This is a genomic window from Micromonospora coerulea, from assembly GCF_016598485.1.
In the GTDB taxonomy this organism is placed as follows: Bacteria; Actinomycetota; Actinomycetes; order Mycobacteriales; family Micromonosporaceae; genus Micromonospora; species Micromonospora coerulea.
The window spans coordinates 188,655-203,019 of record NZ_JAEMUW010000005.1; the positions used below are offsets into that span (position 1 = coordinate 188,655).

Sequence of the window (14,365 nt, forward strand, 5' to 3'; positions counted from 1 at the left end):
CCGCCGCCGTGCTATCAAGAGGCAATGGCGGCGGAAACCACTGACCTTGACAACCTTCGCGAGCAGGCCCGGCGGTGGCTCGACGACGACCCCGACCCGGCCAGCCGGGACGAGCTGCGGGAGGTGCTCGACGGGTTGCCGGCGAGCGGGCCGGAGCTGGCCGACCGGTTCGCCGGGCCACTGACCTTCGGCACCGCCGGGCTGCGCGGCCCGCTGCGCGCCGGCCCGAACGGCATGAACCTCGCCGTGGTCACCCAGGCCGCCGCCGGGCTGGTCGGCTGGCTCGCCGCCCAGGGCGGGACCGGCCCGCTGGTGATCGGGTACGACGCCCGGCACGGCTCCCGGGCCTTCGCCGAGCGCACCGCCCAGGTCGCCACCGGTGCGGGTCGTCCGGCGCTGCTGCTGCCCCGGCCGCTGCCCACCCCGGTGCTCGCGTACGCGGTGCGGCACCTCGGCGCGGTGGCCGGCGTGATGGTCACCGCCAGTCACAACCCGCCGCAGGACAACGGCTACAAGGTCTACCTGGGCGCCCAGCTCGGCGGGGAACTCGGCGCGGGGGCGCAGATCGTGCCGCCGGCCGACGCCGGCATCGAGGCGGCGATCCGGGCGGTCGGCCCGCTGGCGGCGGTGCCGCTCGGCCCGGCCGGCGAGGTGCTCGGCGACGACCTGGTCGCCTCCTACGTGGGGCGGGCCGTCGCGCTGATCGCCCCGGACGGGCCGCGCGACCTCAAGGTGGCGTACACCCCGCTGCACGGGGTGGGCGCGGCGGTGCTGACCGCCGCCTTCGCGCGGGCGGGGTTCCCGGTGCCGGGCGTGGTGCCCGACCAGGCCGAGCCGGACCCGGCCTTCCCGACGGTCAACTTCCCGAACCCGGAGGAGCCGGGCGCGGTGGACAAGCTGGTGGCGCTGGCCGACTCGACGGACGCCGACATCGCGATCGCCAACGACCCGGACGCGGACCGCTGTGCGGTGGTCGTCCGCGACGATGCTGCGAGCGCGAAGAGTGAGCTTGCGAGCCCCGCGGTCGCCAGCGAGGACGGGCCCGCCCGCTGGCGGATGCTGCGCGGGGACGAGGTGGGTGCGCTGCTCGCCGACCACCTGATGCGCCGGGGCGTGACCGGCCTGTACGCCACCACGATCGTGTCGTCGTCCCTGCTCCGGGCCATGTGCGCGGCCCGCGGCCTGCCGTACGACGAGACGCTGACCGGGTTCAAGTGGATCGTCCGGGCCGGTGGCGGGGCCAAGCCGCTGGTCTTCGGGTACGAGGAGGCGCTCGGCTACTGCGTGGCCCCGGAGCACGTCCGCGACAAGGACGGCATCACCGCCGCGCTGATCGTCGCCGAGCTGGCCGCCGGCCTCAAGGCGCAGGGCCGCACGCTCAACGACCGGCTGGACGAGCTGGCCGCCGAGTTCGGCGTGCACCACACCGACCAGCTCTCGGTCCGGGTCGAGGACCTGGGGCTGATCGCCGCGATGATGACCCGGATCCGGGCGGCCACCCCGACGAGCCTGCTCGGGCACCCGGTCACCGAATCGACGGATCTGCTGCCCGAGGCCGACGTGGTGATCCTGCACACCGACGCGGCCCGGGTGGTGATCCGGCCCTCCGGCACCGAGCCGAAGCTCAAGGCGTACCTGGAGGTGGTGGAGCCGGTGGCGGACGGCGACGTCCCGGCCGCCCGGGCCCGCGCGGCCGCCGCGATCGCCGCCCTCCGCACCGAGATCGCCACCACCCTCGGCCTCTGACCCGCCCGCGGGCGGGGGTCAGGTCCGTTTGCCGAGGGCGGCGTCGACGGCCTGGCCCAGGGCGGTCACGACGAGGGCGACCGAGGGGCGGACGACGGAGTCGTCCAGGCTGACGTTGCCGGAGAAACCGGCGCCGTTGGTGATCTCCTCCAGCCGGCGGCGGGCGTCCCGGGCGTCATCGCCGGACAGCCCGAGCGCCGGCTCCATCCGCAGCACCGCGACCAGGGTGGCGAGCGCGGCCGTCCGCTCGTCCGGCAGCTGGCCACTGGTCAGCGCCTCGGCGAGCCGCCGGCGGATGTCCACCTCGACGGACGGGTCGGTGACCGGGTACCGGTGGACGTGGATGAAGCCCAGCTCGGTCTCGTCGACGTCCCGGACCACGCCCTGGCCGCACAGGTCACCGAGGATGCGATCGCGCAGGCCGTGCCGCAGCCGCTGGACCCAGGAGGACGGGGTGTGCGGGGTGTCGGCGGCGATCCGGCCGAGCACCTCGTCGGCGATCGGCTCGCCGGTGGGCGCCGGGTCGATCACCGCCAGGTTTCCCTCGGCGTACGCGATCCGGCCGGCCAGGGCCAGCTCGATCAGCACCGCGGCGGCCATCCCGAGGTCGAGGCTGATCCGCGGCATGGTCGCCTTGCCGGTTTCGTCGTCATAGGCGAGGAGCAGCAGCTCTTCGGCGAGCGCAACACCAGTCATGGCCCCGAACGCTAGCGCCTCCCCGCACCCCCGCGCAGCCAACGCGCCCACCGCCGGTCGATCATGGAGTTGTGGCGCCGGTTTTCCGCCGGTGGGCGACGCTTGTCCCCTGCCACAAACTCCATGATCGGCGCGGGCTGTCCCGGTCAGAAGCGGGGCATGCCGCCGAACTGGCGGTCGCCGGCGTCGCCGAGGCCGGGGACGATGAACATGCGGTCGTTGAGGCCCTCGTCGATCGAGGCGGTGACCAGGCGCAGCGGGAGGCCGGACTGCTCCAGGCGCTGGATGCCCACCGGGGCGGCCAGCACGCAGAGCACGGTGATGTCGGTGCAGCCGCGGTCGGCGAGCAGCCGGCAGCTGTGCTCCAGCGAGCCGCCGGTGGCCAGCATCGGGTCGAGCACCAGCACCGGCAGGCCGGCCAGGTCCCGCGGCAGCGACTCCATGTAGGCGCGCGGCTCGTACGTCCGCTCGTCCCGGGCCAGGCCGACGAAGCCCATCGAGGACTCGGGCAGCAGCGCGAGGGCGGCGTCGGCCATGCCGAGACCGGCCCGCAGCACCGGCACCAGCAGCGGCGGGTTGGCCAGCCGGGTGCCCTCCGCGCCGGTGACCGGGGTCTGTACCGGGTACTTCTCTACCGGGAAGGTGCGCGCGGCCTCGTACACCAGCATGGTGGTGAGTTCGTGCAGCGCGGCCCGGAACGACGACGAGTCGGTCCGGGCGTCCCGCATGGCGGTCAGCCGGGACTGGGCGAGCGGATGGTCAATGACATGTACGTCCACGATCGCTCAACCTACCGGTCCGCCCGCCCGGGCACTGCGGGTGCGGGGTGACCAGCGACGCCGCTCACGTGTGGCAGGACGGGCGGTGACCAAGATCACTGCCGGCTCCGGTGCGTAGACTTCGGGGCATGACGGCGACAGCGACGTCGGCCCGGTCGGACCTTTCCGAGCTGGGACGATCCGAGACCGCTCTGCGGACCTTCCTGCACGGCCTGCCCGGCGTGGACCAGGTCGGCGCGGAGCAGCGGGCGGCACAGCTCGGCACCCGCTCCATCAAGACCACGGCCAAGGCCCAGGCGATCGACCTGGCCATCCGGATGGTCGACCTGACCACCCTCGAAGGGGCCGACACTCCCGGCAAGGTGCGGGCGCTCGCCGCCAAGGCGCTGCGCCCCGACCCGGCCGACCTGTCCTGCCCGCACGTCGGCGCGGTCTGCGTCTACCCGGCGATGGTCCCGTACGTGGCCGAGGTGCTGCGCGGCAGCGGCGTGCACCTGGCCAGCGTCGCGACCGCCTTCCCCTCGGGCCAGGCGCCGCTGGAGGTCAAGCTCGCGGACACCCGGGCCGCCGTCGCGGCCGGCGCGGACGAGATCGACATGGTGATCAACCGGAGCGCCTTCTTGTCCGGGCGGTACAAGGAGGTCTACGACGAGATCGTGGCCACCAAGGAAGCCTGCGGCGACGCCCACCTCAAGGTGATCCTGGAGACCGGCGAGCTGGCCACCTACGACAACGTGCGGCGCGCCTCCTGGCTGGCCATGCTGGCCGGCGGCGACTTCATCAAGACCTCCACCGGCAAGGTCCCGGTCGCGGCCACCCTGCCGGTGAGCCTGGTGATGCTGGAGGCGGTCCGCGACTTCCGCGCCGCCACCGGCCGGCAGGTCGGCGTGAAGCCGGCCGGCGGCATCAAGACCACCAAGGACGCGATCAAGTACCTGGTCATGGTCAACGAGACCGTCGGCGCGGACTGGCTGGACCCGGACTGGTTCCGGTTCGGCGCGTCGAGCCTGCTGAACGACCTGCTGATGCAGCGCACCAAGCTGACGACCGGCGTCTACTCCGGTCCCGACTACTTCACCCTGGACTGAGAGCCGATGTTCGAATACGCACCCGCCCCCGAGTCCCGCTCGGTGGTGGACATCAAGCCCTCGTACGGGCTCTTCATCAACGGCGAGTTCGTCGACCCCACCGACGGCGGCAGCTTCAAGTCGATCAACCCGGCCTCGGAAGAGGTGCTGGCCGAGGTCGCCGAGGCCGGCGCGGGTGACGTCGAGCGCGCGGTGGCCGCAGCGCGGGAGGCGTACGACAAGGTCTGGGGCCCGATGCCGGGCCGCGACCGGGCCAAGTACCTGTTCCGGATCGCCCGGATCATTCAGGAGCGCTCCCGCGAGCTGGCCGTGCTGGAGTCCCTGGACAACGGCAAGCCGATCAAGGAGTCCCGCGACGTCGACCTGCCGCTGGTCGCCGCGCACTTCTTCTACTACGCCGGCTGGGCCGACAAGCTGGAGCACGCCGGCTTCGGCGCGAACCCGCGGCCGCTGGGCGTGGCCGCCCAGGTCATCCCGTGGAACTTCCCGCTGCTCATGCTGGCCTGGAAGATCGCCCCGGCGCTGGCCGCCGGCAACACGGTGGTGCTCAAGCCGGCCGAGACCACGCCGCTGACCGCGCTGCTCTTCGCCGAGATCTGCCAGCAGGCCGACCTGCCGGCCGGCGTGGTCAACATCGTCACCGGGGCCGGCGACACCGGCCGCGCCCTGGTCGAGCACCCGGGCGTGGACAAGGTCGCCTTCACCGGCTCCACCGAGGTCGGCCGGGCCATCGCCCGCTCCGTCGCCGGCACCCGCAAGAAGCTCACCCTGGAACTGGGCGGCAAGGCGGCCAACATCGTCTACGACGACGCCCCGATCGACCAGGCGGTCGAGGGGATCGTCAACGGCATCTTCTTCAACCAGGGGCACGTCTGCTGCGCGGGCTCCCGGCTGCTGATCCAGGAGAACGTGGCCGACCGGGTGCTGGAGTCGCTCAAGCGGCGGATGGCCCAGCTGCGGGTCGGCGACCCGCTGGACAAGAACACCGACATCGGCGCGATCAACTCGGCCGCCCAGCTGGCGCGGATCAAGGAGCTCTCCGACGCCGGCTCCGCCGAGGGCGCCGAGCGCTGGTCGCCGCCGTGCGAGCTGCCCGACCGGGGCTTCTGGTTCGCGCCGACCATCTTCACCGGGGTCACCCAGGCGCACCGGATCGCCCGCGAGGAGATCTTCGGCCCGGTGCTGTCGGTGCTGACCTTCCGCACCCCGGCCGAGGCCGTGGAGAAGGCCAACAACACGCCGTACGGGCTGTCGGCCGGGATCTGGACCGACAAGGGCTCGCGAATCCTCTGGACGGCCGACCGGCTCCGGGCCGGCGTCGTCTGGGCCAACACGTTCAACAAGTTCGACCCCACCTCGCCGTTCGGCGGCTACAAGGAGTCGGGCTACGGTCGCGAGGGCGGCCGGCACGGGCTGGAGGGCTACCTCAATGTCTGAGCGGGTCGCGGTACGTAAGACGTACAAGCTCTTCATCGGCGGGAAGTTCCCCCGCAGCGAGTCGGGACGGTCGTATCTCGTGCAGGACTCCAACGTTCCACTGGCCTCCCGCAAGGACGCGCGGGACGCCGTGCTCGCCGCCCGCGCCGCCGTGAAGGGGTGGGCCGGGGCGACCGCGTACAACCGGGGTCAGATCCTCTACCGGGTCGCCGAGATGCTGGAGGGCCGGCGCGAGCAGTTCGTCGCCCTCGGCGTGCCGGCCGACGAGGTGGACGCGGCGATCGACCGCTGGGTCTGGTACGCCGGCTGGTCGGACAAGCTCCCCCAGGTGTACGGCGGCGCGAACCCGGTGGCCGGGCCGTACTTCAACCTGTCGTCGCCGGAGCCGACCGGGGTGGTGGCCGTGGTGGCACCCGAGCAGCCGGCGCTGCTCGGCCTGGTCAGCGTGATCGCCCCGGCGATCGTCACCGGCAACACGGTGGTGGTGGCGGCCTCGCCGGCGCAGCCGCTGGCGGCGGTGACCCTGGCCGAGGTGCTGGCCACCTCCGACCTGCCCGTCGGGGTGGTCAACATCCTCACCGGGAGGATCAGCGAGACGGCGCCGACGCTGGCCGCGCACATGGACGTCAACGCGATCGACCTGACCGGGGTGGCCGACGCGGAGCTGGCGGCGGACCTGGAGGTCAAGGCGGCGCAGAACCTCAAGCGGGTGCTCCGCCCCGCCCCGGCCGACCACGACTGGACCGCCGATCCGGGCGTCACCCGGATGACCACCCTCCTGGAGACGAAGACCGTCTGGCACCCCAAGGGGGTGTGATCGCGGGTCACTGTCGGGGTTTGCGGGGGAGCCCACCCACTCCGGGCGGTCAGGCTTGATCGCTCCGTGGGCGGGCCCCCCGGAAACCCGTTCCGGTCAGGGTCCGGGTGGGGGTTCGGCGCACGGGCGCTGTCTCGGGAAGGGTTCTACTACGGGGGGTAGGATTGCGGCGTGACGCGGCTTGGGGATCTTGAACGTGCGGTGATGGACGTGCTGTGGGACTCGGTCCCCACCACGTCTCCTGGCGTGACCGTGCGGGAGGTTGCCGACGCCCTCGACGGCCGCGAGCTGGCGTACACGACGGTGATGACCGTGCTGGACCGGCTGGCCGGCAAGGGCATGGTGCAGCGCGAGCGCGAGGGCCGGGCCTGGCGCTACCGGCCGTCCGCCAGCCGCGAGGCGCACATCGCCCAGCTGATGCTCGACGCGCTCGACCTCGGTGGCAGCCGGGACGCCGCGCTGGTGCGCTTCGCCCGCTCGGTCACCGGCACCGAGGCGGAGGTACTCCGCGCGGCGCTGGGCGGCGAGGCGGGTCTGACCGGGCCGGACGACGGTGGCGCGGGCCTGACCGACCGGGTCGAGGATCCGCGGGCCGGGCGGCCGGCGCTGGCCGACGAGGCGACGGACCGGTAGGGCGGCCGCCGTGGCGTACGCCGTGCACTTCGCCGCGACCATCCTGGCCTGCTGGCTGACCGCGCAGGTCCTGGCCGCGTCCACCTGGACGTGGCGCGCCCCCCGCGTGGCGATCGTCTGCTGGCAGGCGGTCGGGCTCGCGCTCGGCCTCTCCGCGATGGGCCTGCCGATGGCGGCCGGCCTGGCCGCGTACGACCGGCCGACCGGCAGCGCGCTGCTCGCCCTCGCCACCGACCTCGCCCACGGCGCCCTGCCGGCCGGGCTGAACGTGATCCACCTCGGCCTGGTCGGGGTGGGCTTCGGCATCGGCGCGGTGCTGCTCACCACGACCGTCCGGAGCATCCACGGCACCGTCCGCGCCCAGCGTCGGCACCGGGACCTGCTCACCCTGGTCGCCCGGCGGGACCCCACGGTGCCCGGCGCGCTGGTGCTCGACCACCCGGGCGCGGCGGCGTACTGCCTGCCCGGGGTCAAGCCGCGGGTGGTGGTCAGCGCCGGGACGCTGAGCCTGCTGGATCGGGCCGAGCTGGCGGCGGTGCTGACCCACGAGCGGGCGCACGCGCAGGAGCGGCACGACCTGGTGCTGCTGCCGTTCACCGCGCTCTGCCGGGCGCTGCCCTGGTTCCGCTGGGTCCGCGACGCGCACGAGCGGGTGGCCCTGCTGGTCGAGATGCGCGCCGACGACAAGGCCCGCGAACTGCACGCGGAGGCGCCGCTGGCGGGGGCGCTGCGCCGGTTCGCCGCGGCCGGGCACCGGATCACCCCGGCCGGCGCGCTCGGCATGGGCGACCGCGACCTCGACGTCCGGGTGCAGCGGCTGCTGGTGGCGGACCGCCCGCCCCGGCTGATCGGCGCGACCGCGCTGGCGGTGGCGACCGCCCTGGTCGCCCTGCCGATCTCCCTCTTCCTGAGCTGACTTCCTCCGGCCCCGCGCCCGACACCCCCACGCCAGGTACTACTACGCCGCGTCGTACAGTTTCGTACTACGTGACGTAGTAGCGATGCGTAGGCAATCTACGTGTAGGCTCGCTATGACAAGCGAGTCAACGCCTGGAGGGCGGCCATGGACACCCTGCTCCTCGCGCGCCTGCAGTTCGCCACCACCACCTCGATCCACTTCCTCTTCGTGGTGGTCACCCTGGGCCTGGTCACCCTCCTGGTGGGCCTGCAGACCGCCGGGTTCATCACCGGCAAACCGATGTACGAGCGGCTGACCCGGTTCTGGGGCCAGCTCTACGTCATCAACTACGTGCTCGGCATCGCCACCGGCATCGTGATGGAGTTCCAGTTCGGCCTGAACTGGAGCGGGCTGTCGCGCTACGTCGGCAACGTCTTCGGCGCGCCGCTGGCCATCGAGACGCTGGTGGCGTTCTTCCTGGAGTCGACGTTCCTCGGCATGTGGATCTTCGGCTGGCACCGGCTGCGTCGGGGCGTACACCTGGCGCTGCTGTGGGGGGTGGCGCTGACCGCGTACGCCTCCGCGTTCTGGATCATGGTGGCCAACTCCTGGCTCCAGCATCCCGTCGGCTACGAGGTCCGCGACGGGATCGCCCACCTGACCGACTTCGGGGCGCTGCTCACCAACCCCACCCTCGGCTTCGCCTTCGGCCACGTGGTCTCGGCCGGGCTGGTCACCGGCGGCGTGCTGATGGCCGCCGTCAGCGCCTGGCACCTGATCCGGCGTACGCCGGACTTCGCCCTGTTCCGGACGTCGCTGCGGCTCGGCGTGCTCACCACGGCGATCTCCGTGGTCTTCCTGGTCGGCTTCGGCTTCGCCCAGTTCGGCCCGGTCGGGCGGGTACAGCCGACGAAGTTCGGCGGCGGCCCGGAGCGGGACGCGCTCGTCGCCGAGTGGACGGCACGGTTCGGCCCGGGCGACTACACCCCGCCGGCGCTCTCCAGCGTCGGGCTCGGCTTCATGATCCTGATCGGCTTCACGCTCTTCCTCGGCACGCTGCTGGTGCCCCTGCTCTTCCGGGACTGGATCATCCGGCTGCGCTTTCCGCTCTGGGTGATCCTGCTCGCCCTGCCCCTCCCCTTCGTCGCGGTGATCCTCGGCTGGATCGCCCGCGAGGTCGGCCGCCAGCCCTGGGTCGCGTACGGGCTGCTGCCCACCGGGCACGCCGTCTCCCCGGTCGGCGCCGGGGTGATGCTCACCTCGCTGATCGGCTTCAGCCTGCTGCTCGGCACCCTCGCCGTCACCAACTGGGTGCTGCTCGCCCGGCACGCCGCCCGCGGCGCGGCCCACCCCGCCCTCGGTCGCCCGCCCGAGCCCGACGCCGACACCCGCCCCGAACCCGTGTTCGCCTGAGGGAGCCCGCCGTGGAACTCGCCTGGTACGCCCTGCTCGGCCTCTTCTTCGCCACCTACCTCGTTCTCGGCGGCTACGACTACGGCGTCGGGCTGCTGCTCGCCCGGCGCACCGCCCCGGCCACCCGGCGGGCCGCGCTCAACGCGGTCGGCCCGTTCTTCCTCGGCAACGAGGTGTGGCTGGTGGCCACCGTCGGCATCCTCTTCGGCGCCTTTCCCACCCTGGAGGGCGAACTGCTCTCCGGGTTCTACCCCGCCGTGCTCGGCGCGCTGGCCGGGGTGGTCCTGGTGACCGCCGGGGTGCAACTGCGCAGCCGGCCGACCGGCGAACGGGCCCGGGCCGGCTGGGACCGGGTGGTCGTCGCCGGCAGCGCGCTCGCCGCACTCGGCTGGGGTGCGCTGCTCGCCGGGCTGCTCCAGGGGGTACCGCTGCGGTCCGACGGCCACGTCGCCGGGCTGACGCACCTGGGCACGCCGTTCGTGGCGGCCACCGCGGTGGCGATGCTGTCGCTGGTCGCGGCGCAGGGTGCGACGTTCCTCACGCTCCGCCTGCCGGCCGCCGAGGCCGCGCCGGTCGCCCGGCTGGCCGGCCGGCTGGTCCCGGCGGCGCTCGCCGCGGTCGGCACGGCCGCCGTGCTGGGCCTGCTCTCCGGCCGGGTACGCGCCGCGGTGGCGCAACCGGCGGCGGCCGTACTGCTGCTCGTGGCGCTGGTGGCGGCGCTGCTGGCGGCTCGTACGGCGCTCGGCCGGGGGCGGCCCGGGCTGGCCTTCGCCGCGACCAGCGCGACGCTGGCGCTGCCGGTGGCGCTGGTCGGGGCGGCGCTCTGGCCCTGGGTGCTGGTCTCCACGGTCGAGCCGGGAGTCGGGCTGACCGTGGCCGACGCGGCGGCGAGCGGGCCCACCCTGCGGCTGCTGGGCTGGCTGGCGCTGCCGCTCCTGCCGGCCCTACTAGGCTTTCAGGCAATGTGCTGGTGGGTGTTCCGGGGACGGACCGACGGCAGGGCACCGGTGTACTGGTGAACCGCCGCCCCTTCGACCCGCGTCTGCTGCGTCGGGTCCCCGCGGCCCGGCGCGACCTCGCCGTGCTCGCACTCCTCGGCGGGCTCACCGCGCTGCTGGTGGTCGCGCAGGCCACCGCCCTGGCCACGCTGCTGGCCAGCGCGGTCGACGGGCGGCTGCACCGAGCGGCGCTGGCCGGCTTCATCGCGACGGTCGCCGCCCGCGCGCTGGTCAGCTGGGCCCAGGGCACGGTGGCCGCCCGGGCGGCGGCGACGGTGAAGGCGGCGCTGCGCGCGGACCTGCTCGGCGCCGTCGGCCGGCACGGTCCGGGCTGGGTCGCCGGGCAGCGGGCCGGGCAGCTGGCCACCCTCGCCGGTCGCGGCCTCGACGCGCTGGACGCCTACTTCACCGGTTACCTCCCGCAGCTGGTGCTCAGCGTGACCGTGCCGCTCGCCGTGCTGGCCCGGATCGTGCTCGCCGACTGGAGTTCGGCGCTGATCATCGCGCTGACCATCCCGCTCATTCCGGTCTTCGGCGCGCTGCTCGGCTGGCAGGCGCAGGCCGCTACCGAGCGGCAGTGGCGCCGGCTCTCCCGCCTCGGCGGGCACTTCCTCGACATGGTCGCCGGGTTGCCGACGCTGCGCGCGTTCGGACGGGCCGGGGCGCAGGTCGACGTGGTCCGCCGGATGGCCGACGGTCACCGGCAGGCCACCATGCGGACGCTGCGGATCGCCTTCCTCTCCGCGCTGGTGCTGGAGCTGGTCGCCACCCTCTCGGTGGCGCTGGTCGCCGTGCCGGTGGGCATCCGGCTGCTCGGCGGCGGGATCACCCTCTCCACCGCGCTGCTGGTGCTGCTGCTCACCCCGGAGGCGTACCTGCCGCTGCGGGCGGCGGGCAGCCGGTTCCACGCCAGCATGGAAGGGCTCGCCGCGCTGGACGAGGCACTCACCGTCTCCGCCGCGCCCGTCGCCGCCGAGGGGCGACCTACGGCCGAGGGGCGGCCCGCCCCGGACGGGCGCGGCGAGATCCGGTTCGAGTCGGTGACCGTCGAATACGAGCGGACGACCGCGCTGCGGGACGTCACGCTGACCATCCGCCCCGGTGAGCGGATCGCGATCATCGGCCCCAGCGGCGCCGGCAAGAGCACCCTGCTCGGCCTGCTGCTCGGCTTCGTCACCCCCACCGCCGGCCGGGTCACCGTCTCCGGGGTGGACCTCGCCGACGTCGACCCCGAGCCCTGGCGCCGGCAGGTGGCCTGGGTGCCGCAGCGGGCGCACCTCTTCGCCGCCTCGCTGGTCGACAACATCCGGCTCGGCGCCCCGGACGCCACGGAGGGCGCGCTCGCCACCGCGATCGCCGACGCCGCGCTGGACGAGGTGGTCACCGCCCTGCCCGACGGCCTGGCCACCGAGCTCGGCGAGCGCGGGCACGGCCTGTCCAGCGGCCAGCGGCAGCGGGTGGCGCTGGCCCGGGCGTTCCTCCGGGACGCCCCGGTGGTGCTCCTCGACGAGCCGACCGCCCGGCTGGACAGCGCCAGCGAGGCGGTCGTGCTGGCCGCCACCCGGCGGCTGGTCCACGGGCGGACGGCGCTGCTCGTCGCGCACCGGCCCGCGCTGCTGGAGGACGCCGACCGGATCCTCCGCGTCGCCGACGGCCGGGTCACCGAGCTGACCCCGGCGCCGGCCGGAAGGGCGAGCCGATGAGCACCGGACCGATCGTCCCCGACCGCCCCGACCAGCCGGGGCGGGCCGTGCCGGGCGGGGTCTCGCCCGACGGCGCCACGCCCGCCGCCCGCGACCTGGGGACCCCGACACCCGGGGAGACGAACCCACCGGAGCTGTCCTCCGGTAGCGCGCCCACCGAGCCCGAATCCGACGAGCCCCCGCGCGCCGGGACCGCGGCCGGCGCGGGATCCGCGGCCGCGCCGGTCGGGGTGGTCGCCGCCGGAGCCGGCCAGGGCACGGGGGCGTCCGCCGACGACCCCACCCGTCGACGCGGTGTGCGGGCGGAGCAGGCGGTGCTGCGGCTGGCGCGGCCGTACCTGGGCCGGCTCGTCGGGGCCGGACTGCTCGCCGCCGCCACCGAGTTCGCCGGGCTGGCCCTGATGGCCACCGCCACCTGGCTGCTGATGAGCGCCGCCGGCCGGCCGCCGCTGGACCGACTGACCGTGGCCATCGTCGCGGTCCGCGCGCTCGCCATCAGCCGGGGCGTGTTCCGGTACACCGAACGGCTCGCCGGGCACGATGCCGTGCTCCGCCTGATCACCGACGTCCGGGCCCGGGTCTTCGCGACCCTGGCCGTCCGCCGGGACGCCGCCGCGCAGCGCTCCGGTGACGCGCTGAGCCGCCTCGTCTCCGACGTGGAGGCGGTGCAGGACCTGCTGCTGCGGGTGCTCGTACCGGGGGCCGCCGCCGCGCTGGTGGGCGCGCTCGCGGTCGCCGGGGCGGCGCTCATCTCGCCGCCCGCGGCCGGGGTGCTGGCCGCCGGGCTGCTGGTCGCCGGGGTGGCGCTGCCCGCGCTGGCCACCGGGCTCACCCGCCGGGCCGCCGCCGAGGTGGCCCCGCTGCGCGGGGCGCTCGCCGTGGACGCGATCGACCTGACCCACGGCGCCGCCGACCTGGCCGCCTTCGGGGCCACCGGCCGGGCGCTCGCCACCGCCGAGCGGCGGGCGCGGCGCCTGGCCCGGCTGGAACGCCGGCTCGCCGCCACCGGCTTCGCGGTGGACGCGGCCGGGGTGCTCGTCGGTGGGGCCACCGCCGCCGCCGTCGTGCTGGTCGCGCTCCGGGCCGGGGTCGGCGGAGTGCTGGTCGGCGTGCTCGCCGTGGGTGCCCTCGCCGCGGTCGAGATCGCGTCCGCCCTGGTCGGGGCGGCCCGCCAGTGGACCCAGCTCCGCGCCGCCCTGGTCCGGGTCGCGGCACTGCTCGGCGAGCCCGTCCCGGCCCCCGGTGCCGAACCCGCCCGGGCCCCGGGCACCGCGCCCGTGCCGGGCGGCGGGGCGGCCACGGGGGCCGCGGCGGGCCGGGCCGCCGTTGCGGACGGGCCGCACGACCTGCGCTTCGACCAGGTCGGCGTGCGCTACCGGCCGGGGGCGGCGCCGGCCCTGGACGGGGTGAGCCTGGATCTGCCGGCCGGCTCCCGGGTCGCCGTGGTCGGGCCGAGCGGCGCCGGCAAGAGCACCCTCGCGGCGGTGCTCACCGGCGCGGTACGCCCCGACGGTGGCCGGGTCACCCTGGACGGGCGCGACCTGTCGGAGTACCCGGCCGAGGAGCTGCCCCGGGCGATCGGCGGGCTGCTCGCCGAGGCGTACGTCTTCCACGCCTCGGTCCGGGAGAACCTGCTGCTCGGCCGGCCCCGCGCGGACGAGGCGGAGCTGACCGCGGCGACCCGGGCGGCTGGCCTGCTGGACTGGGTACGCAGCCAGCCGGAGGGCTGGGACACCATGGTCGGCGAGGAGGGTGGCCAGCTCTCCGGCGGGCAGCGGCAGCGGCTCGCGCTGGCCCGGGCGCTGCTCGCCGCGCCGGCCGTGTTGGTGCTGGACGAGCCCACCGAGGGCCTGGACCCGGCCGCGGCCGACGCGGTGCTCGCCTCCGCGCTCGCCGCCACCCCGCCCGGACACTCCGTGCTGCTGATCACCCACCGGCTCAGCGGCCTGGCGGAGCTGGACGAGATCGTGGTGCTCGACGCCGGCCGGGTCGCGCAGCGCGGCCGGCACGCCGAGCTGATGGCCCGGCCCGGTTGGTACCGGGAGCAGTGGCTGCTCCAGGCGGCGGCGGAACGCGGGTACATGGCCCTGACCCCCTGAGCGGTCTCCGGGAATTCCCCGGACGCGCCGGCCCACGCCGGCTGGCAGGCTGGGTGCC

12 protein-coding genes are annotated in these 14,365 nt (G+C 75.0%); 10 read left to right on the plus strand and 2 right to left on the minus strand.

The features are described 5' to 3' along the window. Positions 1–24 precede the first annotated feature (24 nt). Entirely contained in the window at positions 25–1,746 is a 1,722-nt protein-coding gene (locus I8N68_RS09335; protein ID WP_200209475.1) for a phospho-sugar mutase, read from the plus strand. An 18-nt stretch (positions 1,747–1,764) separates the two neighbouring features. On the opposite strand, the gene I8N68_RS09340 is transcribed toward I8N68_RS09335, so the two are convergent. Together I8N68_RS09340 and upp are read right to left on the minus strand one after the other, a co-directional pair. Then, on the minus strand, positions 1,765–2,442 hold the full coding sequence (locus tag I8N68_RS09340; RefSeq protein WP_200209476.1) for a GOLPH3/VPS74 family protein: 678 nt from the start codon (positions 2,440–2,442) through the stop codon (positions 1,765–1,767). A 146-nt stretch (positions 2,443–2,588) separates the two neighbouring features. Next, positions 2,589–3,221 (minus strand): uracil phosphoribosyltransferase, encoded by a 633-nt coding sequence (gene upp / locus I8N68_RS09345; protein ID WP_200209477.1) that lies wholly within the window; start codon positions 3,219–3,221, stop codon positions 2,589–2,591. A gap of 128 nt (positions 3,222–3,349) precedes the next feature. Here upp and deoC point away from each other — a divergent pair, with 128 nt between their 5' ends. The 9 genes from deoC (at position 3,350) to cydC (ending at position 14,307) form a co-directional block, all read left to right on the plus strand. After that, complete coding sequence (deoC, locus tag I8N68_RS09350) at positions 3,350–4,309, plus strand: deoxyribose-phosphate aldolase (RefSeq protein ID WP_200209478.1); 960 nt, start codon at positions 3,350–3,352, stop codon at positions 4,307–4,309. A 6-nt stretch (positions 4,310–4,315) separates the two neighbouring features. Beyond that, positions 4,316–5,746: an aldehyde dehydrogenase family protein gene (locus tag I8N68_RS09355; RefSeq protein WP_200209479.1), complete on the plus strand. Its 1,431-nt coding sequence runs from the start codon at positions 4,316–4,318 to the stop codon at positions 5,744–5,746. Continuing rightward, the gene (locus I8N68_RS09360; protein WP_200209480.1) at positions 5,739–6,563 is read left to right on the plus strand and encodes an aldehyde dehydrogenase family protein; all 825 of its coding nucleotides are present in this window, start codon (positions 5,739–5,741) and stop codon (positions 6,561–6,563) included. Before I8N68_RS09355 ends, I8N68_RS09360 begins: the two co-directional genes overlap by 8 nt. Positions 6,564–6,734: 171 nt before the next feature. Then, on the plus strand, positions 6,735–7,196 hold the full coding sequence (locus I8N68_RS09365; RefSeq protein WP_200209481.1) for a BlaI/MecI/CopY family transcriptional regulator: 462 nt from the start codon (positions 6,735–6,737) through the stop codon (positions 7,194–7,196). A gap of 10 nt (positions 7,197–7,206) precedes the next feature. Continuing rightward, positions 7,207–8,112, plus strand: a complete 906-nt coding sequence (locus I8N68_RS09370; protein ID WP_200209482.1) for a M56 family metallopeptidase — start codon at positions 7,207–7,209, stop codon at positions 8,110–8,112. A 147-nt stretch (positions 8,113–8,259) separates the two neighbouring features. Beyond that, entirely contained in the window at positions 8,260–9,507 is a 1,248-nt protein-coding gene (locus I8N68_RS09375) for a cytochrome ubiquinol oxidase subunit I (protein ID WP_200209483.1), read from the plus strand. Between the two features lie 11 nt (positions 9,508–9,518). Then, positions 9,519–10,526: a cytochrome d ubiquinol oxidase subunit II gene (locus I8N68_RS09380; RefSeq protein WP_200209484.1), complete on the plus strand. Its 1,008-nt coding sequence runs from the start codon at positions 9,519–9,521 to the stop codon at positions 10,524–10,526. Further along, a complete protein-coding gene (gene cydD / locus I8N68_RS09385) occupies positions 10,523–12,208 on the plus strand; it encodes a thiol reductant ABC exporter subunit CydD (RefSeq protein WP_200209485.1) in 1,686 nt (561 codons plus the stop codon). Before I8N68_RS09380 ends, cydD begins: the two co-directional genes overlap by 4 nt. Further along, positions 12,205–14,307, plus strand: a complete 2,103-nt coding sequence (gene cydC, locus I8N68_RS09390) for a thiol reductant ABC exporter subunit CydC (protein WP_307812715.1) — start codon at positions 12,205–12,207, stop codon at positions 14,305–14,307. The genes cydD and cydC overlap by 4 nt, the downstream gene beginning before the upstream one ends. The last annotated feature ends 58 nt before the right edge of the window (positions 14,308–14,365 follow it).

What these genes read in the sequence shown, in the direction of transcription:
- cydC (WP_307812715.1), top strand. Translation starts at nt 12,205, where the DNA reads ATGAGCACCGGACCGATCGTCCCCGACCGCCCCGACCAGCCGGGGCGG.
- I8N68_RS09340 (WP_200209476.1), bottom strand. Translation starts at nt 2,442, where the DNA reads ATGACTGGTGTTGCGCTCGCCGAAGAGCTGCTGCTCCTCGCCTATGAC.
- deoC (WP_200209478.1), top strand. Translation starts at nt 3,350, where the DNA reads ATGACGGCGACAGCGACGTCGGCCCGGTCGGACCTTTCCGAGCTGGGA.
- I8N68_RS09360 (WP_200209480.1), top strand. Translation starts at nt 5,739, where the DNA reads ATGTCTGAGCGGGTCGCGGTACGTAAGACGTACAAGCTCTTCATCGGC.
- I8N68_RS09335 (WP_200209475.1), top strand. Translation starts at nt 25, where the DNA reads ATGGCGGCGGAAACCACTGACCTTGACAACCTTCGCGAGCAGGCCCGG.
- I8N68_RS09355 (WP_200209479.1), top strand. Translation starts at nt 4,316, where the DNA reads ATGTTCGAATACGCACCCGCCCCCGAGTCCCGCTCGGTGGTGGACATC.
- I8N68_RS09375 (WP_200209483.1), top strand. Translation starts at nt 8,260, where the DNA reads ATGGACACCCTGCTCCTCGCGCGCCTGCAGTTCGCCACCACCACCTCG.